23 protein-coding genes are annotated in these 22,742 nt (G+C 45.9%); all 23 read right to left on the bottom strand.

The window, feature by feature from the left end; all coding sequences use genetic code 11:
• Window positions 1–935, bottom strand: a 935-nt coding sequence (locus tag EG2_RS16785) for a bifunctional lytic transglycosylase/C40 family peptidase (protein ID WP_060815477.1), incomplete at its 3' end; no start/stop codon positions are given.
• Window positions 932–3,073, bottom strand: coding sequence for a CD3337/EF1877 family mobilome membrane protein (locus EG2_RS16780; protein WP_060815476.1), 2,142 nt, complete (start codon window positions 3,071–3,073; stop codon window positions 932–934). The genes EG2_RS16785 and EG2_RS16780, both read right to left, overlap by 4 nt.
• Entirely contained in the window at window positions 3,073–5,520 is a 2,448-nt protein-coding gene (tcpF, locus tag EG2_RS16775; protein WP_021421711.1) for a conjugal transfer ATPase TcpF, read from the bottom strand. Before tcpF ends, EG2_RS16780 begins: the two co-directional genes overlap by 1 nt.
• Window positions 5,507–5,896 (bottom strand): conjugal transfer protein, encoded by a 390-nt coding sequence (locus tag EG2_RS16770; protein WP_032509186.1) that lies wholly within the window; start codon window positions 5,894–5,896, stop codon window positions 5,507–5,509. The genes tcpF and EG2_RS16770 overlap by 14 nt, the downstream gene beginning before the upstream one ends.
• A gap of 107 nt (window positions 5,897–6,003) precedes the next feature.
• Window positions 6,004–6,504 carry an antirestriction protein ArdA gene (locus EG2_RS16765; RefSeq protein WP_223123719.1) on the bottom strand — a complete coding sequence of 167 codons (501 nt, stop codon included), beginning with the start codon at window positions 6,502–6,504 and terminating at the stop codon, window positions 6,004–6,006.
• Window positions 6,505–6,524: 20 nt separating this feature from the next.
• Window positions 6,525–7,022, bottom strand: a complete 498-nt coding sequence (locus EG2_RS16760) for an antirestriction protein ArdA (RefSeq protein ID WP_021421713.1) — start codon at window positions 7,020–7,022, stop codon at window positions 6,525–6,527.
• The gene (locus EG2_RS16755; protein WP_060815474.1) at window positions 6,997–7,233 is read right to left on the bottom strand and encodes a hypothetical protein; all 237 of its coding nucleotides are present in this window, start codon (window positions 7,231–7,233) and stop codon (window positions 6,997–6,999) included. The genes EG2_RS16760 and EG2_RS16755 overlap by 26 nt, the downstream gene beginning before the upstream one ends.
• Window positions 7,234–7,309: 76 nt before the next feature.
• Window positions 7,310–7,531, bottom strand: coding sequence for a hypothetical protein (locus tag EG2_RS16750; protein ID WP_010817890.1), 222 nt, complete (start codon window positions 7,529–7,531; stop codon window positions 7,310–7,312).
• The gene (locus EG2_RS16745) at window positions 7,528–7,668 is read right to left on the bottom strand and encodes a DUF3789 domain-containing protein (RefSeq protein WP_010817889.1); all 141 of its coding nucleotides are present in this window, start codon (window positions 7,666–7,668) and stop codon (window positions 7,528–7,530) included. Before EG2_RS16745 ends, EG2_RS16750 begins: the two co-directional genes overlap by 4 nt.
• Before the next feature lie 15 nt (window positions 7,669–7,683).
• Complete coding sequence (gene mobT / locus EG2_RS16740) at window positions 7,684–8,943, bottom strand: MobT family relaxase (protein ID WP_211279862.1); 1,260 nt, start codon at window positions 8,941–8,943, stop codon at window positions 7,684–7,686.
• A 181-nt stretch (window positions 8,944–9,124) separates the two neighbouring features.
• Window positions 9,125–9,532 carry a hypothetical protein gene (locus EG2_RS16735; protein ID WP_206383663.1) on the bottom strand — a complete coding sequence of 136 codons (408 nt, stop codon included), beginning with the start codon at window positions 9,530–9,532 and terminating at the stop codon, window positions 9,125–9,127.
• A gap of 2 nt (window positions 9,533–9,534) precedes the next feature.
• Complete coding sequence (locus tag EG2_RS16730; RefSeq protein WP_060815472.1) at window positions 9,535–10,917, bottom strand: FtsK/SpoIIIE domain-containing protein; 1,383 nt, start codon at window positions 10,915–10,917, stop codon at window positions 9,535–9,537.
• A gap of 59 nt (window positions 10,918–10,976) precedes the next feature.
• Window positions 10,977–11,573 (bottom strand): VanZ family protein, encoded by a 597-nt coding sequence (locus EG2_RS16725; protein WP_204243901.1) that lies wholly within the window; start codon window positions 11,571–11,573, stop codon window positions 10,977–10,979.
• A gap of 111 nt (window positions 11,574–11,684) precedes the next feature.
• The gene (locus EG2_RS16720; RefSeq protein ID WP_060815470.1) at window positions 11,685–12,071 is read right to left on the bottom strand and encodes a YdcP family protein; all 387 of its coding nucleotides are present in this window, start codon (window positions 12,069–12,071) and stop codon (window positions 11,685–11,687) included.
• 16 nt (window positions 12,072–12,087) lie between these two features.
• Window positions 12,088–12,414 carry a YdcP family protein gene (locus EG2_RS16715; RefSeq protein WP_060815469.1) on the bottom strand — a complete coding sequence of 109 codons (327 nt, stop codon included), beginning with the start codon at window positions 12,412–12,414 and terminating at the stop codon, window positions 12,088–12,090.
• Between the two features lie 235 nt (window positions 12,415–12,649).
• Complete coding sequence (locus tag EG2_RS16710) at window positions 12,650–15,694, bottom strand: SrtB-anchored collagen-binding adhesin (protein WP_060815468.1); 3,045 nt, start codon at window positions 15,692–15,694, stop codon at window positions 12,650–12,652.
• A gap of 327 nt (window positions 15,695–16,021) precedes the next feature.
• Window positions 16,022–16,888, bottom strand: a complete 867-nt coding sequence (locus tag EG2_RS16705) for a GRP family sugar transporter (RefSeq protein WP_060815467.1) — start codon at window positions 16,886–16,888, stop codon at window positions 16,022–16,024.
• Window positions 16,889–16,989: 101 nt separating this feature from the next.
• The gene (gene sapS, locus EG2_RS16700; protein WP_082709588.1) at window positions 16,990–18,027 is read right to left on the bottom strand and encodes a two-component system sensor histidine kinase SapS; all 1,038 of its coding nucleotides are present in this window, start codon (window positions 18,025–18,027) and stop codon (window positions 16,990–16,992) included.
• Window positions 18,024–18,698: a two-component system response regulator SapR gene (sapR, locus tag EG2_RS16695; protein ID WP_060815466.1), complete on the bottom strand. Its 675-nt coding sequence runs from the start codon at window positions 18,696–18,698 to the stop codon at window positions 18,024–18,026. The genes sapS and sapR overlap by 4 nt, the downstream gene beginning before the upstream one ends.
• A gap of 151 nt (window positions 18,699–18,849) precedes the next feature.
• On the bottom strand, window positions 18,850–19,056 hold the full coding sequence (locus tag EG2_RS16690) for a hypothetical protein (protein WP_071870194.1): 207 nt from the start codon (window positions 19,054–19,056) through the stop codon (window positions 18,850–18,852).
• A 21-nt stretch (window positions 19,057–19,077) separates the two neighbouring features.
• Window positions 19,078–20,571, bottom strand: a complete 1,494-nt coding sequence (locus EG2_RS16685) for a phosphohexomutase domain-containing protein (RefSeq protein ID WP_060815465.1) — start codon at window positions 20,569–20,571, stop codon at window positions 19,078–19,080.
• 156 nt (window positions 20,572–20,727) lie between these two features.
• Complete coding sequence (locus EG2_RS16680; protein WP_060815464.1) at window positions 20,728–21,222, bottom strand: methylated-DNA--[protein]-cysteine S-methyltransferase; 495 nt, start codon at window positions 21,220–21,222, stop codon at window positions 20,728–20,730.
• 108 nt (window positions 21,223–21,330) lie between these two features.
• Window positions 21,331–22,742: ABC transporter ATP-binding protein (locus EG2_RS16675; RefSeq protein WP_060815463.1), on the bottom strand; the 1,412-nt coding region annotated here is incomplete at its 5' end.

Below are 22,742 nucleotides of genomic sequence, written 5' to 3'. Positions count from 1 at the left end.
CGGTCGCCAGCATGATACATCTGATTATTTCCCACATAGATACCGACGTGCGTTACATAGCTTCCTGCGTCATAGGTACTGTGGAAGAACACCAAATCCCCAGCCTGTGCCTGTGAAAGCGGGATATGCTGGGTAGCGTCATACTGTGCCTGTGCCGTTCTCGGCAGACTGATACCAGCCTTGCCATAGCACCATTGAACCAGCCCCGAACAGTCAAAAGAAGTGTTAGGATTGCTCCCACCGTACACATAGTCCCAGCCTTGATATTTCAGAGCTTCATTCATTATCTTCTGTGCCAGCTCGCCCGATACTTGACTGACCGTAAGATACTGGCTGACAAGCTCCACATAGAACATATTCCCGTAGGCATATCGCCAGCCACCATTGCGGGCGACAGCGATAGGGTTCGTATAGGTGACTTTCTTTCCCCCAGACTTATCACGGGAGAAATTCTCTGCCAGCGTGAAGCTGTGCTTTTTTCCATTGGAAGCCACATAGCCGATATAGCCACCGCCATAGTTGTAGGACTGTATCACCACGTTTATATCCTCTATGCCTTGATTTTCTGCTGAAGAAAGCAGGGACGCAAAATACTTGCACCCCTGCTTGATTGAGCTTTCCGTATCAAGAGAGTTAGGCGGTAAGCCCATGCTCTCGGAACTCTGCATAACGTCCTCGGCTGTCCCGCCACTTTCCACCTGTATGATTGCCAGCAGATAGGGGACGTACTCGGAAATGCCGTATTCCTTTGCGTATTTCTCCACCATAGGCTGATGTTTCAACACCTCTGCGGACAGGTTCATGCCCGTTACCCATGAGGAAGAACCACCGCCCCCGTCGTCGTCCTCGGCACTGATAAGCACGCCAAAGAACAGCACTATCGCAAGAAGAAAGGGAAACAGACTGCCGATAAGGGCGATATGTCTTAATTTCATTTCTTACGTCCTTTCTTTCCTGTCATGTTTAGGGTCGCTTTCTTGATGTTTCGCTCCTTTCTGGTGGTCTGCTGGTTCAGCTCCACACCATTGAGCCTTGTTCCGTGTTTCTGCAATACAGGTTCAGCAGATTTTGAAGCAAGCGGACGCTCCTTGACAGGCTGTGCCTTTGTCGGCTCGGTATGTACCTTATCCGTGGTGACAGGACGCTTGATTTCCTGCACTTTCCCTGTGTCGGTCTTAGAAGCAGGAGAAGCAGTCACAGGTCTGTCATGGGGACGGGTAGCTCCTGTTGTCGCTGATCCGTCCGTCGTTCTTCCAGCCTGTTTTGCTTCCTGTGCTTTTTGAAGCTCCATACGCTTGTCAGCGATATTCTGTCTGTGCTGTTGGAGTTTGTCGGCACGCTGGCTCTGTCTGGTTTCCTGTCCCTGCACAATGCCACGCTTGAAGTCGGACACATTTTCCTTTGCCTTTTCCTTTGCGGAGTGCAGGGCATAGGCGGTCTGTGTCGGCATATCCTTGATATTCTCCTTGACAGCCGTTGCCTTGTCCTTGACCTTGTTTTTCGTATCAAGCACTGCACCTACGGCAGAACCGGCTCGACTTCCGAAAGACGCATTTTCTCGGCGTTCTTTTCTTCCTGTACCAGCTCTGACAGATTTTCCAGAACCGTCATTCATGGTTGTTCCTGCCACTGTGCCAGCCACCGCACCAGCGACGCTTCCAGCACCGACAGCCCTTGCGATACGGTGTTCCATACGCCTAGCCCTGTGTCGCATGAACAGATACGGACGGCGGAATATCCTGCGTCCCATGCTCTGGCTGTCCCCAGCGTTAAGAGAGAACATACTCATAAGGTCGCCCAGCTTCATATAGATACCCGCAAAGCACACTATCTGCAAGAACGCAATCATAAAGAACGGGTAATCGGTGGAGATGTTGTAGAACATACTGGAAATACTGAAAGCCACTGTAACAATGAGCGTTATCCCCGTCCTTGTCATAATCGTATTGAACACCCGCACGATTGACTGTTTCGCCATGTTCTCATAGCTCGGTATCATACTTAAAAGAAAACTGATAGGCAGGAACATAGCGAAGATGATAAAAAGTATCTGGGAAAATATCATCATGCCCGTAAGCAGGAAAACGAATATCGTTATCCCCAGATTGAAGATGAGCAGGAAGAACACCATTCCCAGACGGTTGATGACCTGCGGTATCGTCAGATTGTCGTTATCGTTATCCTCGATTTCCGTTTTCACCACGTCCTCACGGGTCGCCCCGTCGTCGGCAGAGGGACTAGCCGATACCAGAGCTTCCACACGGTCAGCCCCGATTTCCTCTATATCGCTGTTTCCGAACTGCAAAAGTAGCCACGGCTGTTGCACCTGTATGGAGAACAGGCTGTCCCTTATCAAGTCCACGCTGTCTTTTCCCGCACTGTCGCTGTCGGGAAGCATTATCTTTGTCCCCAAATTCAGCGAAGCCGTGGAAATGTCCGAAGAAAAGTCATTGATTTTTTTGATGTAGTCGGGAGCGTAGGCGATAAAGGAAGCGGACAGCACGAACACCACAACGAAGTTGATAACGGCGTGTAATGCCTTGCTGGTTTCTCGCTTTATCAGTCCCGTGTAGGCTACATAGATACCCACGATAAGGATAATGAGAAGCAGGAAGCCCACATAGAAGCCCGTACTTCCAAAGCCGTTTTCCGTCACGCCCGCTAGGGTCTGTATGCTCTTTCCGATACTGTCTGCCATGTCGTTGATGAAGTCCAGCTTATATGCCTGCTGGACGACGTACCCTGTGGCGTTGCTTAGATACAGGCTGATAGTCCAGATAAAATTGGTGATACAGTAAAGCCCGTATTGTACGGACTTCCCGATACCGTCCAGCCAGTTCCACGGAAGCCAGCCCCAGCTATTGTCCACATAGAAGTCAAGCTGGTAGTTTTCCAGCGGGTACTGTGAATACAGGTTGTCCGCATTGACCGTATCATCAACCAGCCCCGTGGCATGAGCCACCGTCCCGAACAGGGAGAGGAACACAACAGAGGTAAAAATGACTATCAGAGCAATCTTGAAAAAGCGAAAGAGCTTCTTTTTTGTCAGAAGCCCCTTTATCCTATCTATCATCACTCCACCTCGCTTTTCACTGGCGGTCTGGTATCAAAGGCGTGCAGTAATTCTTCAAAGACAGGGTGTATCTGCACCACGCCCACACGCCCGTACAAGTCTTGAAGCAGGCATTGTCCGTTCTCCAAGTCACGAAGTCGTTTCTGGTTGTTCTCGTCGTCCTTGTCGATACCGAAAAATTCAAGGGTCTGCTTTATCTCGTTGATGTCCGTAGAGCGGAAAGCGAATTTCAGCCCGATATTGTTTTTCAAGCTCTCTTTGGACACGTCCCCAGAGGATTGCGTGACGAAGTACACGCCCGCCTGCATAGCACGTCCCGCACGCACCAGCTTGTTCGAGAGGGTTTCGCCCTGTGCCACGTTGAGGAACGCCCACGCTTCATCTAAATCCACGATTTTAAAAATGCTTCTGTCACTGTGGATAAAGTCAAGGGCAAAGGTACTAATGACAATCAGCATAGCCACGGACAGCAGTTCAATGGTCGTGTATTCCTCAAAGGTCGTGTCCTTGTCGGGAAGTACCAAATCTGCCACCTGTATGATATTGAGCTGGTTGTCCAAGCTGATAGCGTTAGACACCGAACCGTCGGAGAACAGCAGATGTGCAAAGTCATAGTCCGTAAAACTGTCGATATGGTCGGCAATATTGCGGGCTATCGCCGTGTCCTCTCTGCGTAGCTCGTCTATCACATGGAGAAGTCCTCGCTGATCGCTCTGGGTCACGGCTCGCACCGCTTTTCTAAGGACAGGGAATTTCTCGCCGTCCCTAGAGGAAATCCCCGTAAGGAATGTGAGAATATCTATCGCCAGACTTTCAGCGTCCTTTACATTCTTCATAATCACGAACGGGTCAAGAAGCCCAGCATTTTCCTTATCGCTGGTAAGGTTGACGATATTGATTTCATGGGCTATCTCTGGAAGCGTTTCTTTCCAGTTGCCACGCTCTGATTTAGGGTCGAGAATGACCGCCTGTCCCCCAAAGAGAACGGAATAGTAAACGATAAGGTTATTGCAGAATGATTTTCCACCGCCCAACGAACCGACAAAAGCGGAAGCCAGAGCGTTGGTGACCGTACCTTTCACGCCTTGACTGGCAAGAGAGGGCTGTAAATAGACATTTCTTCCCGTGTCTACGGAATAGCCGATATAGATACCTGTATTTTCTCCTAACTGCTGTGTTGCCCCGAAGCCAAGTCCAGCCAGAAAATCACTCTTGACGTATTGTACATAATCATTGATGTAACGCTTGCTGGCAGGGAGAAATTCAGAGTGAAGCCCCAGCATATCCCCAGCAGGTCGCACCAGCTTGACGTTTAAATCGTCGTAGAAGTCCTTGACCTCATCACAGCGTCGTTTCAGCTCGTCAAGGTCGGGAGCGGACACACGGATAACGTAAGAAAGTTTATACATGCTTTCTTTGCTCTGGTCGAGGTCGGTTTCCAGCTCGTCCACGCTGTCTAGTGCGTCCACCACGTTTGAGCTGGTTTCGCTTCCAGACTGATAGGCGTGGTTGTCCAAATCTTTCAGCTCTTTCTTTTTATTTCTCACCGTGGAAAGTGCCTTGCGGTTGCCGACGATTTCCACATTCATGCTTGTATCAACAGGGAAAGTAAACTGCTGTTGCTGGAAGTAGAATATCTCACTGGACGGAAAATCCAGCTCGCCCACAATCGCATTGACAGTAAAGTAGGACACGAAGCTCTCGCTGTCCTCATGTTCCAGACGCAAGTATCGCTGGCTTTCCTCTATCAGACAGCGGGTCGGACGGATAAGGTCGTACTGCTTGATAAGCGTTGCCTTTTTCAGCTTCTTCTTTGGAAGCGAATATTCGTAGTCCTCATACGCCACGCCGTCCCTGCCGTAGATATGCTCGATAAGATACCCGAAGTCGTTCTTATCCAAGCGTCGGAACTTGAAACGGCGGGAGATTTTATTTTCCAGCAGTTTTTCCATTTTCATGTAGCGGTTGATTTCATCATCTGGCATGGAGATAAAGTCGTTCATCAGCGTATGGTTGACCTCATTTAGAAATTCCTTGAATGTCAGAAACGCTGATTTCTTCATGCTGTCAAGGCTCACTTTTTCCTCTGTCACAATGAGCTTGAAGCCGATAAAAAAGCGGTAGTCCACTTGATTGTCCCCAATCATGCTTACTAACGCTTCTGTCTGTTCATCTATCTTCTGTATCGCCACATCACGAAGTCGCCCCGTCACCAGCTTTTTTGACTGCTCCTGTATGCTTCTTACGGAGCTTTCCGTCGCTATCTGCAAGGCGTGTATCTTTCCCTCACGGGACTGCGCGATAAGCTGACGGAAGCTGTCATGGACGATAAATTTCTGCTCCGCTGACAGAAAAGAATAGTTATACGGTATCAGCTCATAGTAGGCGAACACCTCATTATCCTTGTTCCAGACAAGGTTGTTGTCGATATATTTAATCGGGAACATACATCACACTCCTAACCGCCGTGATGGGTTCGCTGAACACTTCCTTTTCCAGCTTCACGGCTTTTCCTACATAGGTCACTTTTGGTCGCAAGGCAAACGTAATCTGCGATTTCAAGAAGCTGTAAGGCTTCTTGCCGTCAAAGGTCTTTTGGCTCATGAACCATGTGAGGGCGACGGGAATACCGAAGTATTTCAGAAATGCCCCCTCGATAAGTGATAACGGCGGTAAGTCCCCTAAAAGAATGACGGCAAACTCCGTGATGACAAACCACGTTATCTGGGTAAAGGTAACGGGAAACGGGAGAGTAAAGTCATTGATTGCATACAAGACTTTCTCCACGTTCCAGATACCCGTGTAGGATTTAATCTTCTTCAATTCGTTTCAGCTCCTTTCGTTGTAATGGAAAAGGACAGCCATTTTCAGACTGTCCTTGATAAAAAAAGCTGTCAGTAGCGACCTTGCCTGTCGCTGATCTGCCAGCTCTAATATGGTATCTCGCATATCCCACGGCTTGTTTCAATGAACGTCCCCTCTATGGACAAGTCCCTGCCGTATGCTTCATAGTCGATATAGTTCTGCAACGGTAGCGGTATCTGTCCCAGAACTTGTAACTCGTCAATGAAGTAATAGGCAACGTCGGTCATGTCCCCGCAGTCTGGATAATAATAAATCTCGTCCTTATGCTCGTAAACTTCTTCCAGACTTCCATAGTAGGAAACAAACTCGTCCAGAGCGTCCGTGATATAGTCGGGAAGCTCACAAATCATGTCGTACATCTCGTTGAGTTCTTCAATGGAGATATACTCCCCGATTTCAATAGGGAAGTTGTCGGTATCATGGACAGCGTATTCCTCATAATAGCTGTTCAGTCCGATACGCTCCGCAACATCTTCCTCGTCGATAGGGAAAGAGAACCAATCCCCCACAAGTTCGCCCTCGTTGTATTTGCCAAGATTAGCGATATACACCCTCATGTCGTCCACCACAGGCACACACCTCTTTTCTACGGAAGCTCATAGATACCGTGGTCGGTTTCCACAAAGCGTCCGTTGTCGTCAAGGTACTGCCCGTAGGCTTCATAATCGAAATAGCGGGTGACACTCTCACTAAGGGAAGTAAAGTCTGGGTCATTGTTCAGAATGTGGCGGGCAACGTCCGTCATGTTCTTACACCACGAATAATGAATGATGTCGTTTCTGTATCGGTGCAGTTCGTCAAGGTCGGTGAAATAGCACATCAGCTCCCCGTAGTCCTCTTTCAAGTCAGAGGGTAGGCTTTCATAGGTATGGTACAGGTCGTCGAGTTTTTCAATAGTGGTATCTTCCTGCACTTCATCAGCGAAGGGAAGCTCCTTTCCCGTGATATAGTAATAGTCCGTATCTATATCAATCCCCAGCAGTTCTTCTACCTGTTCTGTGTCGATAGGCAGGGTGAACCAAAAGGCACGAATTTCTCCGTCTGTTGGTTCTCTAGCTTCAATCTGCACACGCATTTCTTCCATGTTTCATCACGTCCTTTCTTTGTAACGCTTCCTGTATGACGGTGTAAGGCACACCGAATACATAGCGTGAAAAATCTTCCAACTGTTTCTTAGGGTAGTCGGACAGGCAAAGGCGTTTCATCTCAAACCAGACCGCACGCTTGTAATAGGGCAGGTCGGAGAGATACGGACAGCCGATTTTTGCCTGCATATCCGTAAAAATATCTTTCAATCAATCACTCCAATCTGAAATTTGAGTATAGAAAAAGCGGTTGATCTCCAATGGAGTAACCGCTTTTAACGATAGGCTACGCTCCAATGATACGGTTGAACAGCTCTAACAGAACGTCCTTGACACCGCCTGCATTGAATACCAGCCCGACGGCGATTAAGGCAATCACAAGGAAGCCGATTAACTTAGAGAACTCTCTTTTAAATCCTAAGTAGATACCGATTACCACGATTGCCATTAACACAAGGCTCTGTGCGTTGCTTAAAAACCAGTTGTATAAGTTCTGTCCGAAATTCATTCTTTATCAATCCTTTCTTTCTTGATTTCTTCCATTTCTTCGTCAGCCATTTTGCTGACCTGTGCGATACACATAAGGACGACACCGATACCCATTCCCAGTGATACCAGCACCAAGTCCTTGACAAGTTCTGCCATAATCTCAATTCTCCTTTACTCTGTGATAAGCTCCTCTGTGTCCGCTGTCTGCTGTCTGATTATCTGCAAGTGCTTTTCCGTCAGCTTTGCGTTGTCCTCAATCTCTTTCAGATAGCTTGTGCGGTTGCCAGCGTCTATCTTTTTCAGCATTTTCAGCGTAGGTGCGACCTGTCGGCTTATCCAGCCCAGCGTCCTTTCCAATGTGTAAGGCTCTGGGTCTGTCGTCAGCTTGACAGGCGGTCGGTCTTTTCCGATAAACCACGCCCAGCGGTCATTGAGCTTCCAGTCTGTCTTTCGCTTCTCCGGTTCTCTGTCCACGAAGCGGATATAGTGATTGATGATAGAAAATGCCGTCTGTTCTGCGTCATAATGGGTCAGCAGTTCACGGACGGCATAATAGGCTCTTTCATCTTTCAATCGTATCTCGAAGCGGTTCTTTATCGGTGCTTCCGAGGTAGGTATTCCCAGCTTTGCGTACTGTTCGTAGTTCTTCTCATAACAGCAGAAGTACACCTCGCTTTTCAGAGAGCCGATATACAGCGTGTGTCCCATGCCCGCCTTGTCCTGCTCGTTGTGCTTCACCAGCTCGCCAGAAGCATAGGACTTGAAAGAACGGAACAGGGAAACACATTCCTCACGGTTGCATTTGGCGGTCAGATCTGGAATATCCAGTATGCCCGCCCTGTCGTTAATCGCAAGGTCAAGGCGTTTCATCACACCGCCCTCAACCAGAGCGTCCATGAGGAAGTCATACCAGCTACGCCCCTGTGCCAGCAGATAGCTTTCAAACTGGCGACAGCCTTTTCCTTTCAGTTCCAGAAGCGTGCCTTTTTCCTCGTCCTGTGAAGTATAGACGAACACATCACCCAGATAGTAATGCTCTGTATATTTGTAGTGTCCATAGTCCTCATGGAGCATATAGTCAACATTGAGCTTCAATATATCTCTGATAACGTGCCGGATATCCAGCGTGGGGAAACGGATACGCACATAGTCGAACAGCAGGAACATGGGAGCGTCGGGATTGAACTTCTCGACTGCTTCCATGAGCTTGTCTTGCATATCGTCCGTGAGCTTGACCTTTCCCGCTTCGATACGGTTTAGGTGTTCACGGCTGATACCAGCCATGATTGCAAGCCTTGTCTGGGACACGCCGTAAGATAGGCGTTTCTCTTTCAAGGCAGTTATAAAAGTGCTTTCATTCAGCCTGCATACCCCCAATCGTGTATTTATAGAAATCTGTGATATTTTCCGCCGATTGTCACAGTCAGCCATGAGTGAGAGAAACCCCTTATGCCAAGCGGGATTTCCATACTTTTTGACCGTAGTTTCCAGCGGAATTGTGCCCCTCTGTTAGATACCGAGGGGCTTCTTTCGTGGAGCAGGGCAAGCCCTGCTCCACAGGACGGCTTACACGGTCTGGGTCGCTCCGCTGACCGTTCCAGCCGTCAGTGGTTCAGCCTATCCTTGTCATGCCCGTATAGACTACGATACAGTCGGTATCTCTCGAAAGGCATTTTCTGGCTATATCCTTGTCAATCTCGTATTCACGGCATACCTTTCTGAAATGCTCCCTGTCCATGACAAGAAACGTATAGCGGAAAAGACAGCCCAGCAGGTTCGCCATGTGTGCGGGAAGCTCCACGGAAAACAGCAACGGCATTTCCAGATAATCCTCTGCCAAATCTTCCAGCAAATCTGACATTCTCTCATGGAAAAGTGTTTCTGGATAGTCGTCGTCCTGTTTATATTCACTGTCTGCCGTAAAAGCCAAATCGGACAGGAATTTTCCATACCCCAATCCGATACAGGTAAGTACACTGTCGGTACATTCCGGTTCATAATGGATTTCCAAATATCCCATAGTCATTCAATCTCCTTTTGTTTCTCTGGTACGGCTTGCCTTGCCAGTGCAAGAGAGCCGATAGTCTGTAAAAAATCATGCCCCTTTGGTACAAGGGGAGTGTAAAACTCCGATATGACGCTCGTACCCACGTCACAATAGCCACGCCCTTTGATACGCTTCTGGAAGAACTGCTTCTTTACGTCGCTTCCAAAGAGCATACCGTAGCCAAGCTCACTGATACGTCCCAAGCCTACACGGAAGTTGAAGTTATCTCTGATACCGTCTGAAAAATACTTTGCGTCGGGACGCTGGCAGGCGACAATGAGGAAATAGCCCGCCTGTCTGCCAAGCATGACGATTTTCTTTAGCTGGCTAAGTAGGCTTATGCTTTCCTTTGTCCCCAGCATTTCCAAGAACGCCACATACTCGTCAAAGATAAGGAAGCAGGGCGGTAAGCCCAGATAGGCATAGTTTTCGCCCGTCTTGTAGTCTGGGTGTTGCTTCATTTCCTCGCTTCGCTGTATCATGCCCTCATAGAACGCATTGACACATTCAATCATATCTTCTTTGGTATGGTACACGTTATCCATGACCGTACCCAAGTCCGCAAGGTCAGCGTTCTTAGGGTCTAAGATGAATAGCTGGGCGTTGGTCTGCAAGAGGGCTTCAATGATTGTCAGCAGGAAATAGGTCTTTCCACCGCCAGTCCCGCCACAGATAAGGGCGTGAGGGAGTGCGTCATATTCCCATGTGAGGTTCTTCATCAGACGCAAGCCCCCGTTTTCTGCTTTTACTTCGTCAATCGAGATACGGTTCGCTATCATGTCATAAAGTAAAACGTATTCGATATAGCCGTCATGGAGCGTCTTGTCGGTCAGCTCACAGTAAAGCCCGCTTTCCAGTTTATCTTCCAGTCTAAGGAGCTGGTCTTGATACTTTCCCAAAGAGATTTCACAGAGGATATGGAGCAAGCCCGTTTCCATTTGATAATAGATTTTAGGAAACCAGACAATTTTTTCCCTTGATCTGCCTTGCAGGTCAGTGAAAAAACCGCTGTCCTGTACGGTCTGTGCTTCATACCACTTATTGTCCAGTATCATGCGTGCCAGCTTTTGGCGGTGTAATAGCTTCTTGAAACTGTCATGGAAGAAGCGGTAATAAAGAAAAGCGACCAATGCACAAACACCAGTCGCTATCCCTATGGTTATGAAGTTGTATGTGGAAAGCGTCACGCCATTATCTAGTAAGCTGAAATGCTCCCAATCGGTACGCATGAGCTGTCCCATGTTCAGTAGCAGGAGAACCGCCACGAACAGGAGCAGGAGCGTACCCGCACAGAAGCGGTACACAAGGTTCTTGTCGCTGGCTCTGATACGCTTTCCCTTGTATTTATATAGGTTCATAAACACCCCTTTCTGGATATGGAAAAAGCGGTCAATCGTAAAGACCAACCGCTTTTTCTTTAAAGAAACCATGTCCAGTTATATAGTAGGAAATTACTTGCACAAGCTAACACCAAATAGATAACTGGCTCGAAATTCCCCAATGAAATAGTTCGCTGTTTTTCTTTTTTGTTAAAGAAATGATTTCCAATCATTTTCCACACAACATATCCTAAAACTGCACCTAATGTATTCATCAGCAAATCATCAATATCTATCAAACGATTAGTTGGTAATTGAGCAAATTCGATAAATACCGAAAATACTAATCCTGTTAGGGCTACTTTTATTGGATTTCTAAAATTTCTCCATATATACGGCAATAAAAATCCCAATGGCATAAGCATAATTACATTCATACAATAAGTAAATAAACCGTCTGACTGAAATGGGATAATTCCAATGTTTGCCTGTTGAAAAGTCTCAATCAGCCCACCTTTTGAAATAATGTCCCATACAGTGCCGATACCCGTAACAGAAAAAACAAGCCATACATAAATCATCATAGTGTATGTCCAAAAATAATGTGTAGAAGTTGATTTTCTCTTACATAACACTAAAACTACTTGATACAGCATTACTGGAAACACAGTTAAAATGATTGGAATAATCAGCATTAAAATCACTATCCTCACTCCTCTCTGAAACTATGTACAATATTTTACTATATAATTCTGAAAAAATTTCAAAGATAAGTAAAATAGTTTCTTAATTTTATCCTACAATTTTTATTTTTTCTGCTGTCCCTGCGGAGCATGGTTCTGTGGATTGCCTGTGGGCTGACTGCCTTTATTTTTCAACACAATGTCGTCTGCCTTGATGTACCACTCCACATCTGCCCCTTGGTAGTTGGCATTAGCCACCGTATCGGCAACGGGATTGATAAGCTCCACCTCGGCATTGTACGGATAGTCCTTGACAGGGATTTCCGCTGGGATAGATACCTGTATCGTGCGTTCCTGCTGACTGCACTTCAAATCATAGGTTCTACGCTTGATTTCCTCGGTGGTCGTCCCGTCCTCATTCTCTACACGCACCTCATGTCTAAGGGCAGAGAATTTCAAAACACCGAAAGTCTTTTCCTTATCTAATACAATTCCATTCGCTAATCTCATAATCTGTTATCCCCCTTTACTTGCTTTCCTCGACTGGAAGCATATCGTCAGCGTTTAAAATATAGTTGGTGTAGCCACGACCTCGCACGTTCTTTCCCTCGGCGGTAATCTTAGGATTGACGAGCTTTACTTTTTGCTCATACTTGAAACGCTTCTCCCCAGCTTTTGCGGGAAGCACCACGATAATGTCGTCGGCTCTCTGAATGTCGGAATACAGGTTATAGCTTCTTATCACGGGAACAAAGCGACCATTGACACGCTGTTGCTCCACGTCATTTTCTCCTGCAAACTCCAAATTTCCAAAAGTCTGTGCCATGTCAGGCACGATATATTTTAATTTCATGTGTTCATACCTCATTTCTATAAAATCTGTTGGTTGTTCATGCTTTTATTCTGGCTGGCGGTGTGATACCAGCAAGCCCCCAGACCGTCAAGGGCAGGTAAATGCTTAAAAGCACCCTTGACCGTCCGTGTGCTTACAGGTGGGTGGCGGACAAGCCAGAATAAAGGGAAGCTCCGCCGTTTCCATGTGTCGGCGGGGAGCGTGATTTCTTCATCATCATAAGCAGACCACCCGATTAAGAGCGTCTACGCTTGATGAAGTATGTTCCTGCCACGCCTGCACCAGAAAGAACAAGAAGCCCTAAGAATAAGGCAATGTTTGTGTTGTCGCCTGTCTTTGGAGCGTCCGTTGTCTTGCTCGGTGTATCTGGTGTGGTCGGCTGTTCTGGCTCTGTTGGTTCTTCTGGCGTTTCTGGTACTTCTGTGATTGTCACCGTCTGCCCGTCGTCCTCAATGTCCTTATGCTCTGTAACCTTTGTCGGTTCGTCTGGATTGCTCAAATCGTATAATTCCTCAAAGGTCACAAGCTCTTTCCCGTCCAGCTCGGAAGCGTCGAAAGTAAAGGCAATCTGGACTTCCATGCTTTCACTGTCGGCAGTAAAGGTATAGTCATTCTCGACACGCTCTCCGTTGATGATAAGCTCGGCGTTTTCGTCCTTAATCATCTGCCAGCCTTTGAGCTGATACTTTGTGCCGACTTCCAATCCGTCAAGGGTAACGGTATCAATGATTGTCACGTCTTTTCCTGCTTCAATCTCTTTCTTTCCGTCCTCGCTGGTCGCTGTGGTATGGATAGAGATGATACGCTCCGTGATAAGCACCGTCTGTCCCTCGTCGTCAATGTCCTTGTGTTCAGCCACCTTTACAGGCTCGTCCTCATTAGAAAGGTCGTAAAGTTCCTCAAAGGTCACAAGGTTCTGACCGCCCAGAGAAGAAGCGTTGAACGTGTATTCTATTTCAATCTTCATTTCCTCGCTGTCGGCTGTGAATGTGTAATCACTTTCCACACGCTGTCCGTCGATAAGAAGCTCGGTGTTTTCCTCTTTCAACATCTGCCAGCCTTTTAGCTTATATTTTGTGCCTTTTTCCAGTCCGTCAAGCGTAACCATGTCAACGATTGTTACCTCTTTGCCAGCCACGATAGACTTCTCACCGTCCTTGCCTGTGGCTGTGGTATGGATAGAGATTTCTTTCTCGTATTCATCAGTAAGTGTCCCTAAGTCAACGGTCACATTGTTTCTGGACACCACGATTTCAAAGGCAGGGATAAGCTCAAAGCCTTTGTTGCTCTCACAGCGTAATTCCTCAATGATATAGGTATCGTAAAGCAATGCACCTTTGCTGTCGTCTGGCTCGCTTGTTCCAAACCAGATACCGTCCTCGCTGGTCTTTCCTGCGTTGGTGTTGTTCTTGTGGGAAGCCCAGTCAGAAGAAGTGGAGAACTGCCCGTTATCATCCGTTACGATAATGTGGCTCTCACCTGTGGTCTTGCTTGTGATCCTAAACGGAACTCCCGCAAGACGCTGGTGTGTGCCAGCACCAATCTTGACACCCTCTAGGTCGCCACGCTTCACTTGATTGTAGATTGATGTGTCTGTCTCTGTAAGGTCAACGATTTTTCCGTCCTCTGTGATTTCAAATTCAATCGGTTCTGCACCGTCCGTCAGATAGCCCTCTGGTGCTTTGCTTTCCTCGATACGGTATTTCCCGTAAGGTAAGAGGTCAGCGGAAGTAGAAGCCACGCCCTCAATGTCGGTAAGGATTGTCTTTACTACTTCGCCTTTATTGTAGAGCTTGCCCTCGACAAGTACGGCATTGTCATTAAGGGAAATGATTTCAAATTCAGCGTCTTTCAAGGTCGCACTACCTTGACCTTTGGTATCGCTGGTTTCCAAATCTCTTTTCTGGATTTTCACACCGCCACGGATAACCTTGTCTGATACATGGTACTGATTGCTTCCAGACAATACGGCAATGTCGCCGTCCTCGGTAATCTGTGTAAGGTACATTCCTTTAATCTGTTCTTCGCTACCGTTTGCCTGCATATACGCACCGTCAAGAAGATAGCCGTTAGGAGCTTTCGTTTCCTCAACGGTCAGCGTCCCTAGAGGAAGCACGTTCTTTCCGTCCTGTGTATAGAAGCTGTCCCCAGATACCTTGTATTCATCAGAAAGGCGGGAAACATAATGGATAGTGCCGTCGCTGTCCTTTTCAGCGATTGTCTTTGTCACCCATGTTTTTGTAGGCTCGCTAGGGAGATTGTCAGCGGTATAGTGTCCCGCATAGAATTTCCATGTGAACTCCGCCCCCTCTAGGGAAGCGTCGCCCTGTGGAGCGTCTTTCTGTGTTTCCATGTCAATCTTGAAAAGCTCGATAAGGGTATCTGTGACCTTTGGCGTATCTGATACATTGAGTGTCGCTGTTTTGCCAGCTTCCACATTTAAGGAATAGACTGTACTGTCCACCTTGTAGCCAGCAGGAGCGGAAAGCTCTTTGATGTAGACAGTGCCAGCCTTTACTTCCACGGTATCAGTATTTCCGCTGTTATCTGTCGTAAGGGTGGCAAGCTGTTTTGTACAGCCCTTATCAGAATAGACACCATAAGTCGCACCAGCGATAGAGTAAAGCCCGTTCCCGTCGGTAATGCTGGCATTACTGGAAGTCTTTTTCAGTGTGGCATTTCCTACGGCAAGTTTCGCCCAGAACTGTCCAATGTCCTGCCCCTCGCCAGTGTAGATATAACCGCCACATTCATAGCGTCCCTTGTTCTCGCTGGCAAAGGCTTTCGCCCCAGCGTACACCTCGTCCTGTATCGCTTTTGGGATTTCATCATAGGAAGCTCTGACGTTATCGCATTGCCAGCCCAGATGAACACTCAATCTCTGCCATACGACGCATTGTTTCAAAAGGTAGATATGCTGACTGCTCAATCCGCTGTGGCTCTGCACATACTGATTGACATACTCGATTGAGAGGGCAACATCTGAAATCTGGTCGTAGCTCATGCGTGTGCTTGCGTCGGCTCTGGTCTTGTAGCCGTTGCGGAAGTTGGTGTTAATATCCACGCAGAAAGCGTCCTCGCCCTCAACGGTCATGTGTCCCTCATTGAATGTCGAACCGATAGAGCCGTCATTCATCACTTTTTCAACGATACCGACACGCTCGGCACTTTCTGTCCAGTATTGCTTCTCGGAAGCGTGGACTGCCGTTGTCGGCAAAGCGGTAACGATAGTCGCAAAGGCAAGGAAGCCCGTGGCTAATCGCTTCAATATCTTTTTCATAGCTTTTAAAATTCTCCTTTCGTTTGGATATAGAAAAAGCCGTCCATTTCTGAACGGCTGAAAATAGAAAAGGAACGTCAATATCGGCGTTCCATAATCTACTTGCGATATTCAATTTTTAGTTTATCAATACTGATGTGCTGTACCATATCTTTGCAAATCTGGGATTTCTAACGTATCAAGGCTCATTCAATGGTAGTAAAATCGTAGTAATTTGAAGTATTTCAACCCTTGAAAATGCTGATAGATACAGTGTTTTAGCGGACAATCAGATTTTTAGTTGGTTTTTTACGAAATAAATCCATAGATCCTCCTAAATTTCACTACTTATGCAGCTTTCATATACCCTAGAAGGATACCACCAAAAATAACAAGCAAGCAACCGATAACTACATATCTGAACTCTTTTTTGGTTTTCTTTTCACCGAGGAAAAATATCCCGCCAAGTGTAGAGATGATGATCCCCATTTGAGAAAGTGAAAATCCGACTGCTAAACCAATCTGTTGGACAGTCAGCAGCATGCTGATGTTCCCCGTTTCCCATAGCAATCCGGAGACAGTGTTTTTCCAAACGCCTGCATCAAGCTTCGTTTTTCCAAATGCAAAAAAGCTAGCCCCTAAAAGCATACCGGCACTTTGTGGCAATACAAACGCAACCGGATCGATCCCTGCCCATGTAATAATGACCATGTATGCCCCGAAACCAACAGTCGAATAGATCAGTGCCCGAAACCCTTTAGCAAAGTCCAGCATCTTATTTTCAGTGTCAGGCGCTTTATCGCCGTCTTTGCGAGCCGTCAAGTAAGCTCCTGCAATCAGTAAGATCAATGCAGTCGTGCCTAGAAAATAATCTCTCATTTGAGTCCATTCGCCAAAAAATAAGGCGCCGATAACCGTACTCAAAATCAACTGCATTCCAGTTGACATGGGTAACCCTACCGAAACACCCATATATTTCATACCATGAAATTGACCGTTTTGCCCTACGGCCCAACAAATCCCTGCCAAAAGCCCAATCAATAAGATCCAGCCATCGATTGTTGGCTTCGTCACAAAGAAAACGACAACAGAAAAGACAAAAGCCCCTAATGTCATCCCCAACGTTTGCTGATTAGCATCGCCTTTCATTTTCCCACTAACTAGTCCGATACTCCCCCAGGCAAACATCGGGATCAATGCAATAAGTATACTCATTCTATCCATCCTTATCCGTTCAATTTAATACACAAGTGATAGTGTATCAGTAAAAAGGATACAAAAAAAGAATAAAATGAAATTTTTCTTTAAAAAATCATTTAACGATTTTCTTGATAGTAGCTTAGCAGAGGGAAGTAAAGTGTGACAGTGGTTCCTTGTTCTACAACCGATGAAATCGTTAACTCGATCCCTAGTTCTTTGGCTAGATTCTTGGCTAAATAGAGCCCTAGCCCAGTCGAGTGCATATCAGTCTTCCGACCATTCTCACCAGTAAATCCCTTATCAAAGACTCGCCGTAGATCTTCTGGTGGAATACCGATCCCAGAATCCTCCACTAAGAGGCGCGTTCCCTGGCCATCTCTTTGGATCCGGATAATGATTTGTCCATTTTCCGGTGTGTACTTCAGTGCATTACTGAGGATTTGCCGAAAAATAAAGCTTAACCATTTGCCATCGGTCAATACTTGTTGGTCTTCCCCTTCAATCACATAACGGATATTTTTCTGGATAAACACGTTGGCTTGGCTACGAATGACCGGCTGAATCGTTGCTTTCAATGATACTTCTTGTACGAGATAATCTTTGGAGAAACTATCCAAACGTGCCACATACAGTACTTGCTCCACGTACTCATTGATGCGATTGATCTCGTTCTCCAACAAAATATACTTTTCATCAGGAATATCAAATTCGATCGAGTCTAGCAGTAAGCGTGTCGCCGCCAAAGGTACCTTGATCTCATGGACCCAAGAATCAATGTATTCTTTTTGTTCTTCTTGATTACTGACCACTTGCTGCATCAAGTCTTGATGTTCACGAATCAGCTGATTGATATAGTTTTGAACCAATTCTTCTTCAGAATAACGGGCACCTTGAATGTAATTTTGCAAGATACTATCCGATTCATGGAAGGATAGTTTTTGCCAAAAACGGCGTTTAGTAATATAAAAAACACCTAAAAACAGCAGTAAAACCACTGATTCCATCAAAAGCAGATAGCCAACGGTCCCCCAGTCGATCGGGAAATCCGGTGTCAACCACATCACGAGAATCATCAACAAGAAAAATACGACCCAGCCAATCAGAAGCAACCAGCGATCTTTTAAAAAATCAAAGAATGACAATGGATTTTTCATGGCACAATATACCCTTGTCCTACTTTTGTTTCAATGTAGTTCATCATACCTGCTTGTTCGATCTTTCGACGCAAGCGATTGATATTGACAGTCAATGTATTGTCGTCAACAAAACGTTCATCATCCCAGAGCGCTCGCAGCAATTTTTCCCGGCTAAGGATCTTCCCGTGATTCTTCATCAGTATATATAATAATCGGTACTCATTTTTGCTTAGATCAATCACTTCATCATTGATCTGCATGCTGCTGTTGTCGATATTCAAAGTAAGCCCATTGTGAACCAGCGTTTCGCTGTTGTTTTCGACATAGTTATAGGAACGGCGCAGCAGTGCATTGATTTTTGCAATCAAGACATCGATCTCAAATGGCTTCGTCACGAAATCATCTGCCCCCATGTTCATCGCCATGATCATATCCATATTCGTATTACGGCTTGATATAAAAATAATCGGTACTTTCGATGTCTCTCTGATTTTCTGACACCAATAATAGCCGTCAAAAACCGGCAAATTGATGTCCAACAAAATCAATTGCGGTTCTTGCTCTTCAAAATCGTCAAAAACCTGATGAAAGTCAGTTGTTCCAAATGTTTCGAATTGCCATTTTTCAAGTTCTTCGATGATCAGCTGGCGAATAACTGCTTCATCTTCTACTACCATGATTTTTGCCATCTGAATATTCCCCCCCACTTCTTTTCTTTACTTTAACAAATATCTAAATCGAAAGCGAATGATAATCCTAGCTTTAAAAAAAGCTAAAAAAACTCTCAAATCCGCCAGATCAAAAAGTTCTTTTCCTCTGACTCTCTAAGAGTTTCTTTGTCTATTCAATAATCATCGCTGCTTCTAATAATAACTTTCCAACAAATAAAACGATCCCATCTACAAACAGGACACTCATATTGACACCCAGTAACATAGACAATCGTTCTACCACATCGATCTGCGGCCGTTTTCTCATGTATGATATCAGAAAAAGATTCACACCATAAGTGACAGCCATGATCACTAACATAATAAATACCAACATTAACCCTTCATTCTCTATTCATTATTTTTCTAAAAATTGTTTGATTGCAGACTGATCGATCGCTTCAAACGGCAGCAAGCGTTCACTGATTTCGCGGACGATCGCCGGCAAATGTCCAGGTTGGTCATTTTCGATCTGCAAGACCAATAATGGTTCATGCAAACTCAACCGCAACAAAAACCAGCCTTGTCCATAAGGTGCAGAAACCTGTATACGGATGCCTTCTTCATTTTCATTGTCAATCTGCCACCCCGATGGAAGTTCATGCGCTAGCGATGCGATAACCTTCTCCCCGGTTGCACGATAATCTGAATCATTGATCTTGAAACGCAATTCTTGGGTTTCAGCTGGCTGTTTCAACGCCGCGATCAAGTCTTCCAAACTGATATTTTGCGCACGAAGCGTTGGCAGCAACATCAAGATCTTCGCAATAACATATGCGCCATCGTCTAAAAAATAGTTTTCCTTGAATGCTGCATGTCCACTAGTTTCAATAGCCAACTGAGCATTAATGCCTTTTTCGTTAAGGGCGATCGCTTTGTTGATGACATTGCGATACCCGGAAATATAACGCACTTGATGACCACCTAGCGATTCAATAAATGTCTTTAGATGATTGGAGGTCGGGGAATTCGTGACAATACTCGCAGCCGGATGTTCGGATAAGACGATTTTACTTAAAACAGCAATCATGTTGTTGCGGTTCAGCGGCTGTCCGCTTTGGGTCACCACAGCGGATCGATCGACATCGGTATCAAAGATGATCCCCAAGTCTGCTTGCTCTCGTAAAACGGCTTCCGTAATACTGGCCATCGCTTCTTTATTATCCGGATTAGGGATGTGGTTAGGGAAGTGTCCATCTGGCTCCAGAAACTGCGACCCATTCGTATCTGCCCCGAGCGGCACTAGAACTTGCTCTGCAAAAAAACCACCCGCACCATTTCCAGCGTCCACAATGATTTTCATTCCAGCCAATGGTTGTTCTTCTGCTGTCTGCATCCCACGACGAATTTTCGTCACCATATCTGCTGCATAAGGAGTAAGTAAATCCCGTTGTTGATACTCGCCGGGCTGGTCAGCCGGATGTGCTTCAGGATGTGCCAAGATAAACGAGATATCCTCTTTTTCTGCGCCGCCAGATTTACTAAAAATTTTGATTCCATTAAAGTAATAGGGCAAATGACTGGCTGTCAGCATCACACCAGCGTCACAATCAAAATCAGCAAACTGGGTACTCATAAATAGTGCAGGTGTGGTAGCCAGCCCACAATCGATCACTGTAATTCCTTCTGTTTGCAATTGGGTCATAAAAGCCTGCTGCAGCGTTTCACCACTTAAACGGCTATCACGACCAACTGCCACTTTTAAAGGCTCCGGGTATCGCTGCAACAACCACGTCCGCAGCCCTGAAGCAATTTCTTTCACTGCATCTTCTGTTAAATCCGCTGTAAGATCTGCTGTCGAAAGCGCGATTCCACGGATATCTGAACCATTTTGCAACTTCATTCGCTTCATCTTCTCCACTCCTTTTTTGTAAACGGAAACAAGTCCATTATATCAAAGGTAGCGTAAAAAGAAATGCCTTTTTAGTATTTTTTACTTTTAAACAAACAATTTATGAAGCACTAAATTCGAGAAGAAGACCTAGTAATTTTTGCAGAAAAGATGCGCTTATTCCTTGTAAGGAATCCCTTCCAGCTGTAATAGTTGCCGCTTGATCGGCAAACCTCCCCGATAACCAGTCAATCGGCCATTTTTCCCCAGGACACGATGGCAAGGGACAATAATCATCATCGGATTTCGTCCGACAGCATTGGCAACCGCTCGGACGGCACTAGGACGTTGGATTCTCGCAGCTAATTCACTATAACTGACAGTCGTTCCATAAGGGACTTCAGTTAACGCTTGCCAAACAGTTTGTTGGAACGGCGTACCGACAAAGTCAAAAGGAAAATCGAAGGCTACTGGCTCTCCGGCGAAATAGGCTTTCAGCGGCTTTGCATACCTTTCTGGTGTCTGAGAACATTCATGAATTTCTGCATATGGGAAAAAAAGAGCCAACTCTGCATGTTCTGCTAAACGACCAAAATAAGCTGCCCCCTGATCAGTGACACCCAGTTCATACATTTCCTCATTCAATTGGATCTGTGAAACCGTTAAATGCATCCTATTTCCTCCTATCCACTTACTCCTCACAGTTTTTCTTTAGTATAGCACAGCAGCAAGAAAAAAAACGAAGACCCTTAAATCTGGTCTTCGTTTTCTCGGAAAAAATCAGTCTAACTCAATTTTTCCTGTATACAGTTGGTAATAGGTCCCCTTCTCTGCTAATAACGTATCGTGGGTACCTCGTTCAATAATCCGACCATGATCCATCACCATGATCACATCTGAATTCTGAATCGTCGAAAGACGGTGAGCGATCACGAAAACTGTCCGACCTTGCATCAGCCGGTCCATTCCAGACTGGACGATCCGCTCTGTTCGCGTATCAATGCTGGAAGTCGCTTCATCTAAAATCATAACAGGCGGATCGGCGATCGCCGCTCTGGCAATTGCTAGTAGCTGTCGCTGTCCTTGTGATAGCCCTTCGCCATCTCCCGTGATTACGGTATCGTACTTCTCAGGTAAATGATTGATGAACATATCCGCATTCGCCAGTTTTGCTGCCGCTTCTACTTCCTCATCCGTGGCATCCAGTTTACCAAAACGAATATTTTCTCGAATCGTTCCTGTGAATAAATGTGTATCTTGCAAGACGATCCCTAATGAGCGCCGCAGAGATTCTAGTTGGATCTTTTGAATATTGATGCCATCATAACGGATCTTTCCCTCTTGAATATTGTAAAAACGATTGATCAAGTTAGTGATGGTCGTCTTACCGGCTCCCGTTGCTCCCACAAAAGCAACTTTCTGTCCCGGTTCAGCAAAAAGATTGATGTCATGCAGAACCATTTGATGATCCACATACCCAAAATCAACTGCTTCAAAACGAACATCTCCAGTCAATTCTGTGTACGTAACAGTTCCATCTTCGTGAGGATGTTTCCAAGCCCAGAGTCCTGTACGATTTGTTGTTTCCACTAAATGTCCAAATTCCCATTTGGCATTGACTAGCGTGACATACCCTGTATCAATCTCTGGGGTCTCATCCAACAAATGAAAAATACGTTCTGCACCAGCCAAAGCCATGATCACAAAGTTGATCTGCTGTGAAATTTGGCTGATCGGTCCATTCAGCGAACGGCTAAGCTGTAAGAAAGAAGCAATCATCCCTACGGTTAGTCCCGAGACACCATTGATGGCAAAGAGACCGCCGATAATTGCGATCAGCACGTATTGAACATTCAGTAAGTTCATCATGATCGGCATCAATGTATTGGCATTGACATTGGCCTTTGTGGCACTGGATTGCAACTGGTCATTCAAAGCATCAAATTCCTGCATGACAACGTGCTCATGGTTAAAGATCTTGACAACTTTCTGTCCATGCATCATTTCTTCAATATAGCCATTGACTGCGCCTAGATCCCGTTGCTGCGCGCCAAAGAAGCGGCCGCTTTTGCGGGAGATGATCCGAATCACATTCAGCATCAAAATGACCGAAACCAGTACAAAGCAAGTCAATGGGATACTAATGGAAAACATCGCAATGAAAACCGAGCAAAATGTGACGGCAGCCATCA

This window comes from Enterococcus gallinarum NBRC 100675 (assembly GCF_001544275.1).
Classification (GTDB): domain Bacteria; phylum Bacillota; class Bacilli; order Lactobacillales; family Enterococcaceae; genus Enterococcus_D; species Enterococcus_D gallinarum.
This window is presented reverse-complemented; position numbering and strand designations above follow the sequence as displayed.

Excerpts from the sequence above, each read along its gene's own strand:
- EG2_RS16780 (WP_060815476.1), bottom strand. The coding sequence starts at position 3,073 with ATGATAGATAGGATAAAGGGGCTTCTGACAAAAAAGAAGCTCTTTCGC.
- tcpF (WP_021421711.1), bottom strand. The coding sequence starts at position 5,520 with ATGTTCCCGATTAAATATATCGACAACAACCTTGTCTGGAACAAGGAT.
- EG2_RS16760 (WP_021421713.1), bottom strand. The coding sequence starts at position 7,022 with ATGGAAGAAATGCGTGTGCAGATTGAAGCTAGAGAACCAACAGACGGA.
- EG2_RS16750 (WP_010817890.1), bottom strand. The coding sequence starts at position 7,531 with ATGAATTTCGGACAGAACTTATACAACTGGTTTTTAAGCAACGCACAG.
- EG2_RS16745 (WP_010817889.1), bottom strand. The coding sequence starts at position 7,668 with ATGGCAGAACTTGTCAAGGACTTGGTGCTGGTATCACTGGGAATGGGT.
- mobT (WP_211279862.1), bottom strand. The coding sequence starts at position 8,943 with ATGGCTGACTGTGACAATCGGCGGAAAATATCACAGATTTCTATAAAT.
- EG2_RS16735 (WP_206383663.1), bottom strand. The coding sequence starts at position 9,532 with ATGGGATATTTGGAAATCCATTATGAACCGGAATGTACCGACAGTGTA.
- EG2_RS16730 (WP_060815472.1), bottom strand. The coding sequence starts at position 10,917 with ATGAACCTATATAAATACAAGGGAAAGCGTATCAGAGCCAGCGACAAG.
- EG2_RS16725 (WP_204243901.1), bottom strand. The coding sequence starts at position 11,573 with ATGCTGATTATTCCAATCATTTTAACTGTGTTTCCAGTAATGCTGTAT.
- EG2_RS16720 (WP_060815470.1), bottom strand. The coding sequence starts at position 12,071 with ATGAGATTAGCGAATGGAATTGTATTAGATAAGGAAAAGACTTTCGGT.
- EG2_RS16715 (WP_060815469.1), bottom strand. The coding sequence starts at position 12,414 with ATGAAATTAAAATATATCGTGCCTGACATGGCACAGACTTTTGGAAAT.
- EG2_RS16710 (WP_060815468.1), bottom strand. The coding sequence starts at position 15,694 with ATGAAAAAGATATTGAAGCGATTAGCCACGGGCTTCCTTGCCTTTGCG.
- EG2_RS16705 (WP_060815467.1), bottom strand. The coding sequence starts at position 16,888 with ATGAGTATACTTATTGCATTGATCCCGATGTTTGCCTGGGGGAGTATC.
- sapS (WP_082709588.1), bottom strand. The coding sequence starts at position 18,027 with ATGAAAAATCCATTGTCATTCTTTGATTTTTTAAAAGATCGCTGGTTG.
- sapR (WP_060815466.1), bottom strand. The coding sequence starts at position 18,698 with ATGGCAAAAATCATGGTAGTAGAAGATGAAGCAGTTATTCGCCAGCTG.
- EG2_RS16690 (WP_071870194.1), bottom strand. The coding sequence starts at position 19,056 with ATGTTGGTATTTATTATGTTAGTGATCATGGCTGTCACTTATGGTGTG.
- EG2_RS16685 (WP_060815465.1), bottom strand. The coding sequence starts at position 20,571 with ATGAAGCGAATGAAGTTGCAAAATGGTTCAGATATCCGTGGAATCGCG.
- EG2_RS16680 (WP_060815464.1), bottom strand. The coding sequence starts at position 21,222 with ATGCATTTAACGGTTTCACAGATCCAATTGAATGAGGAAATGTATGAA.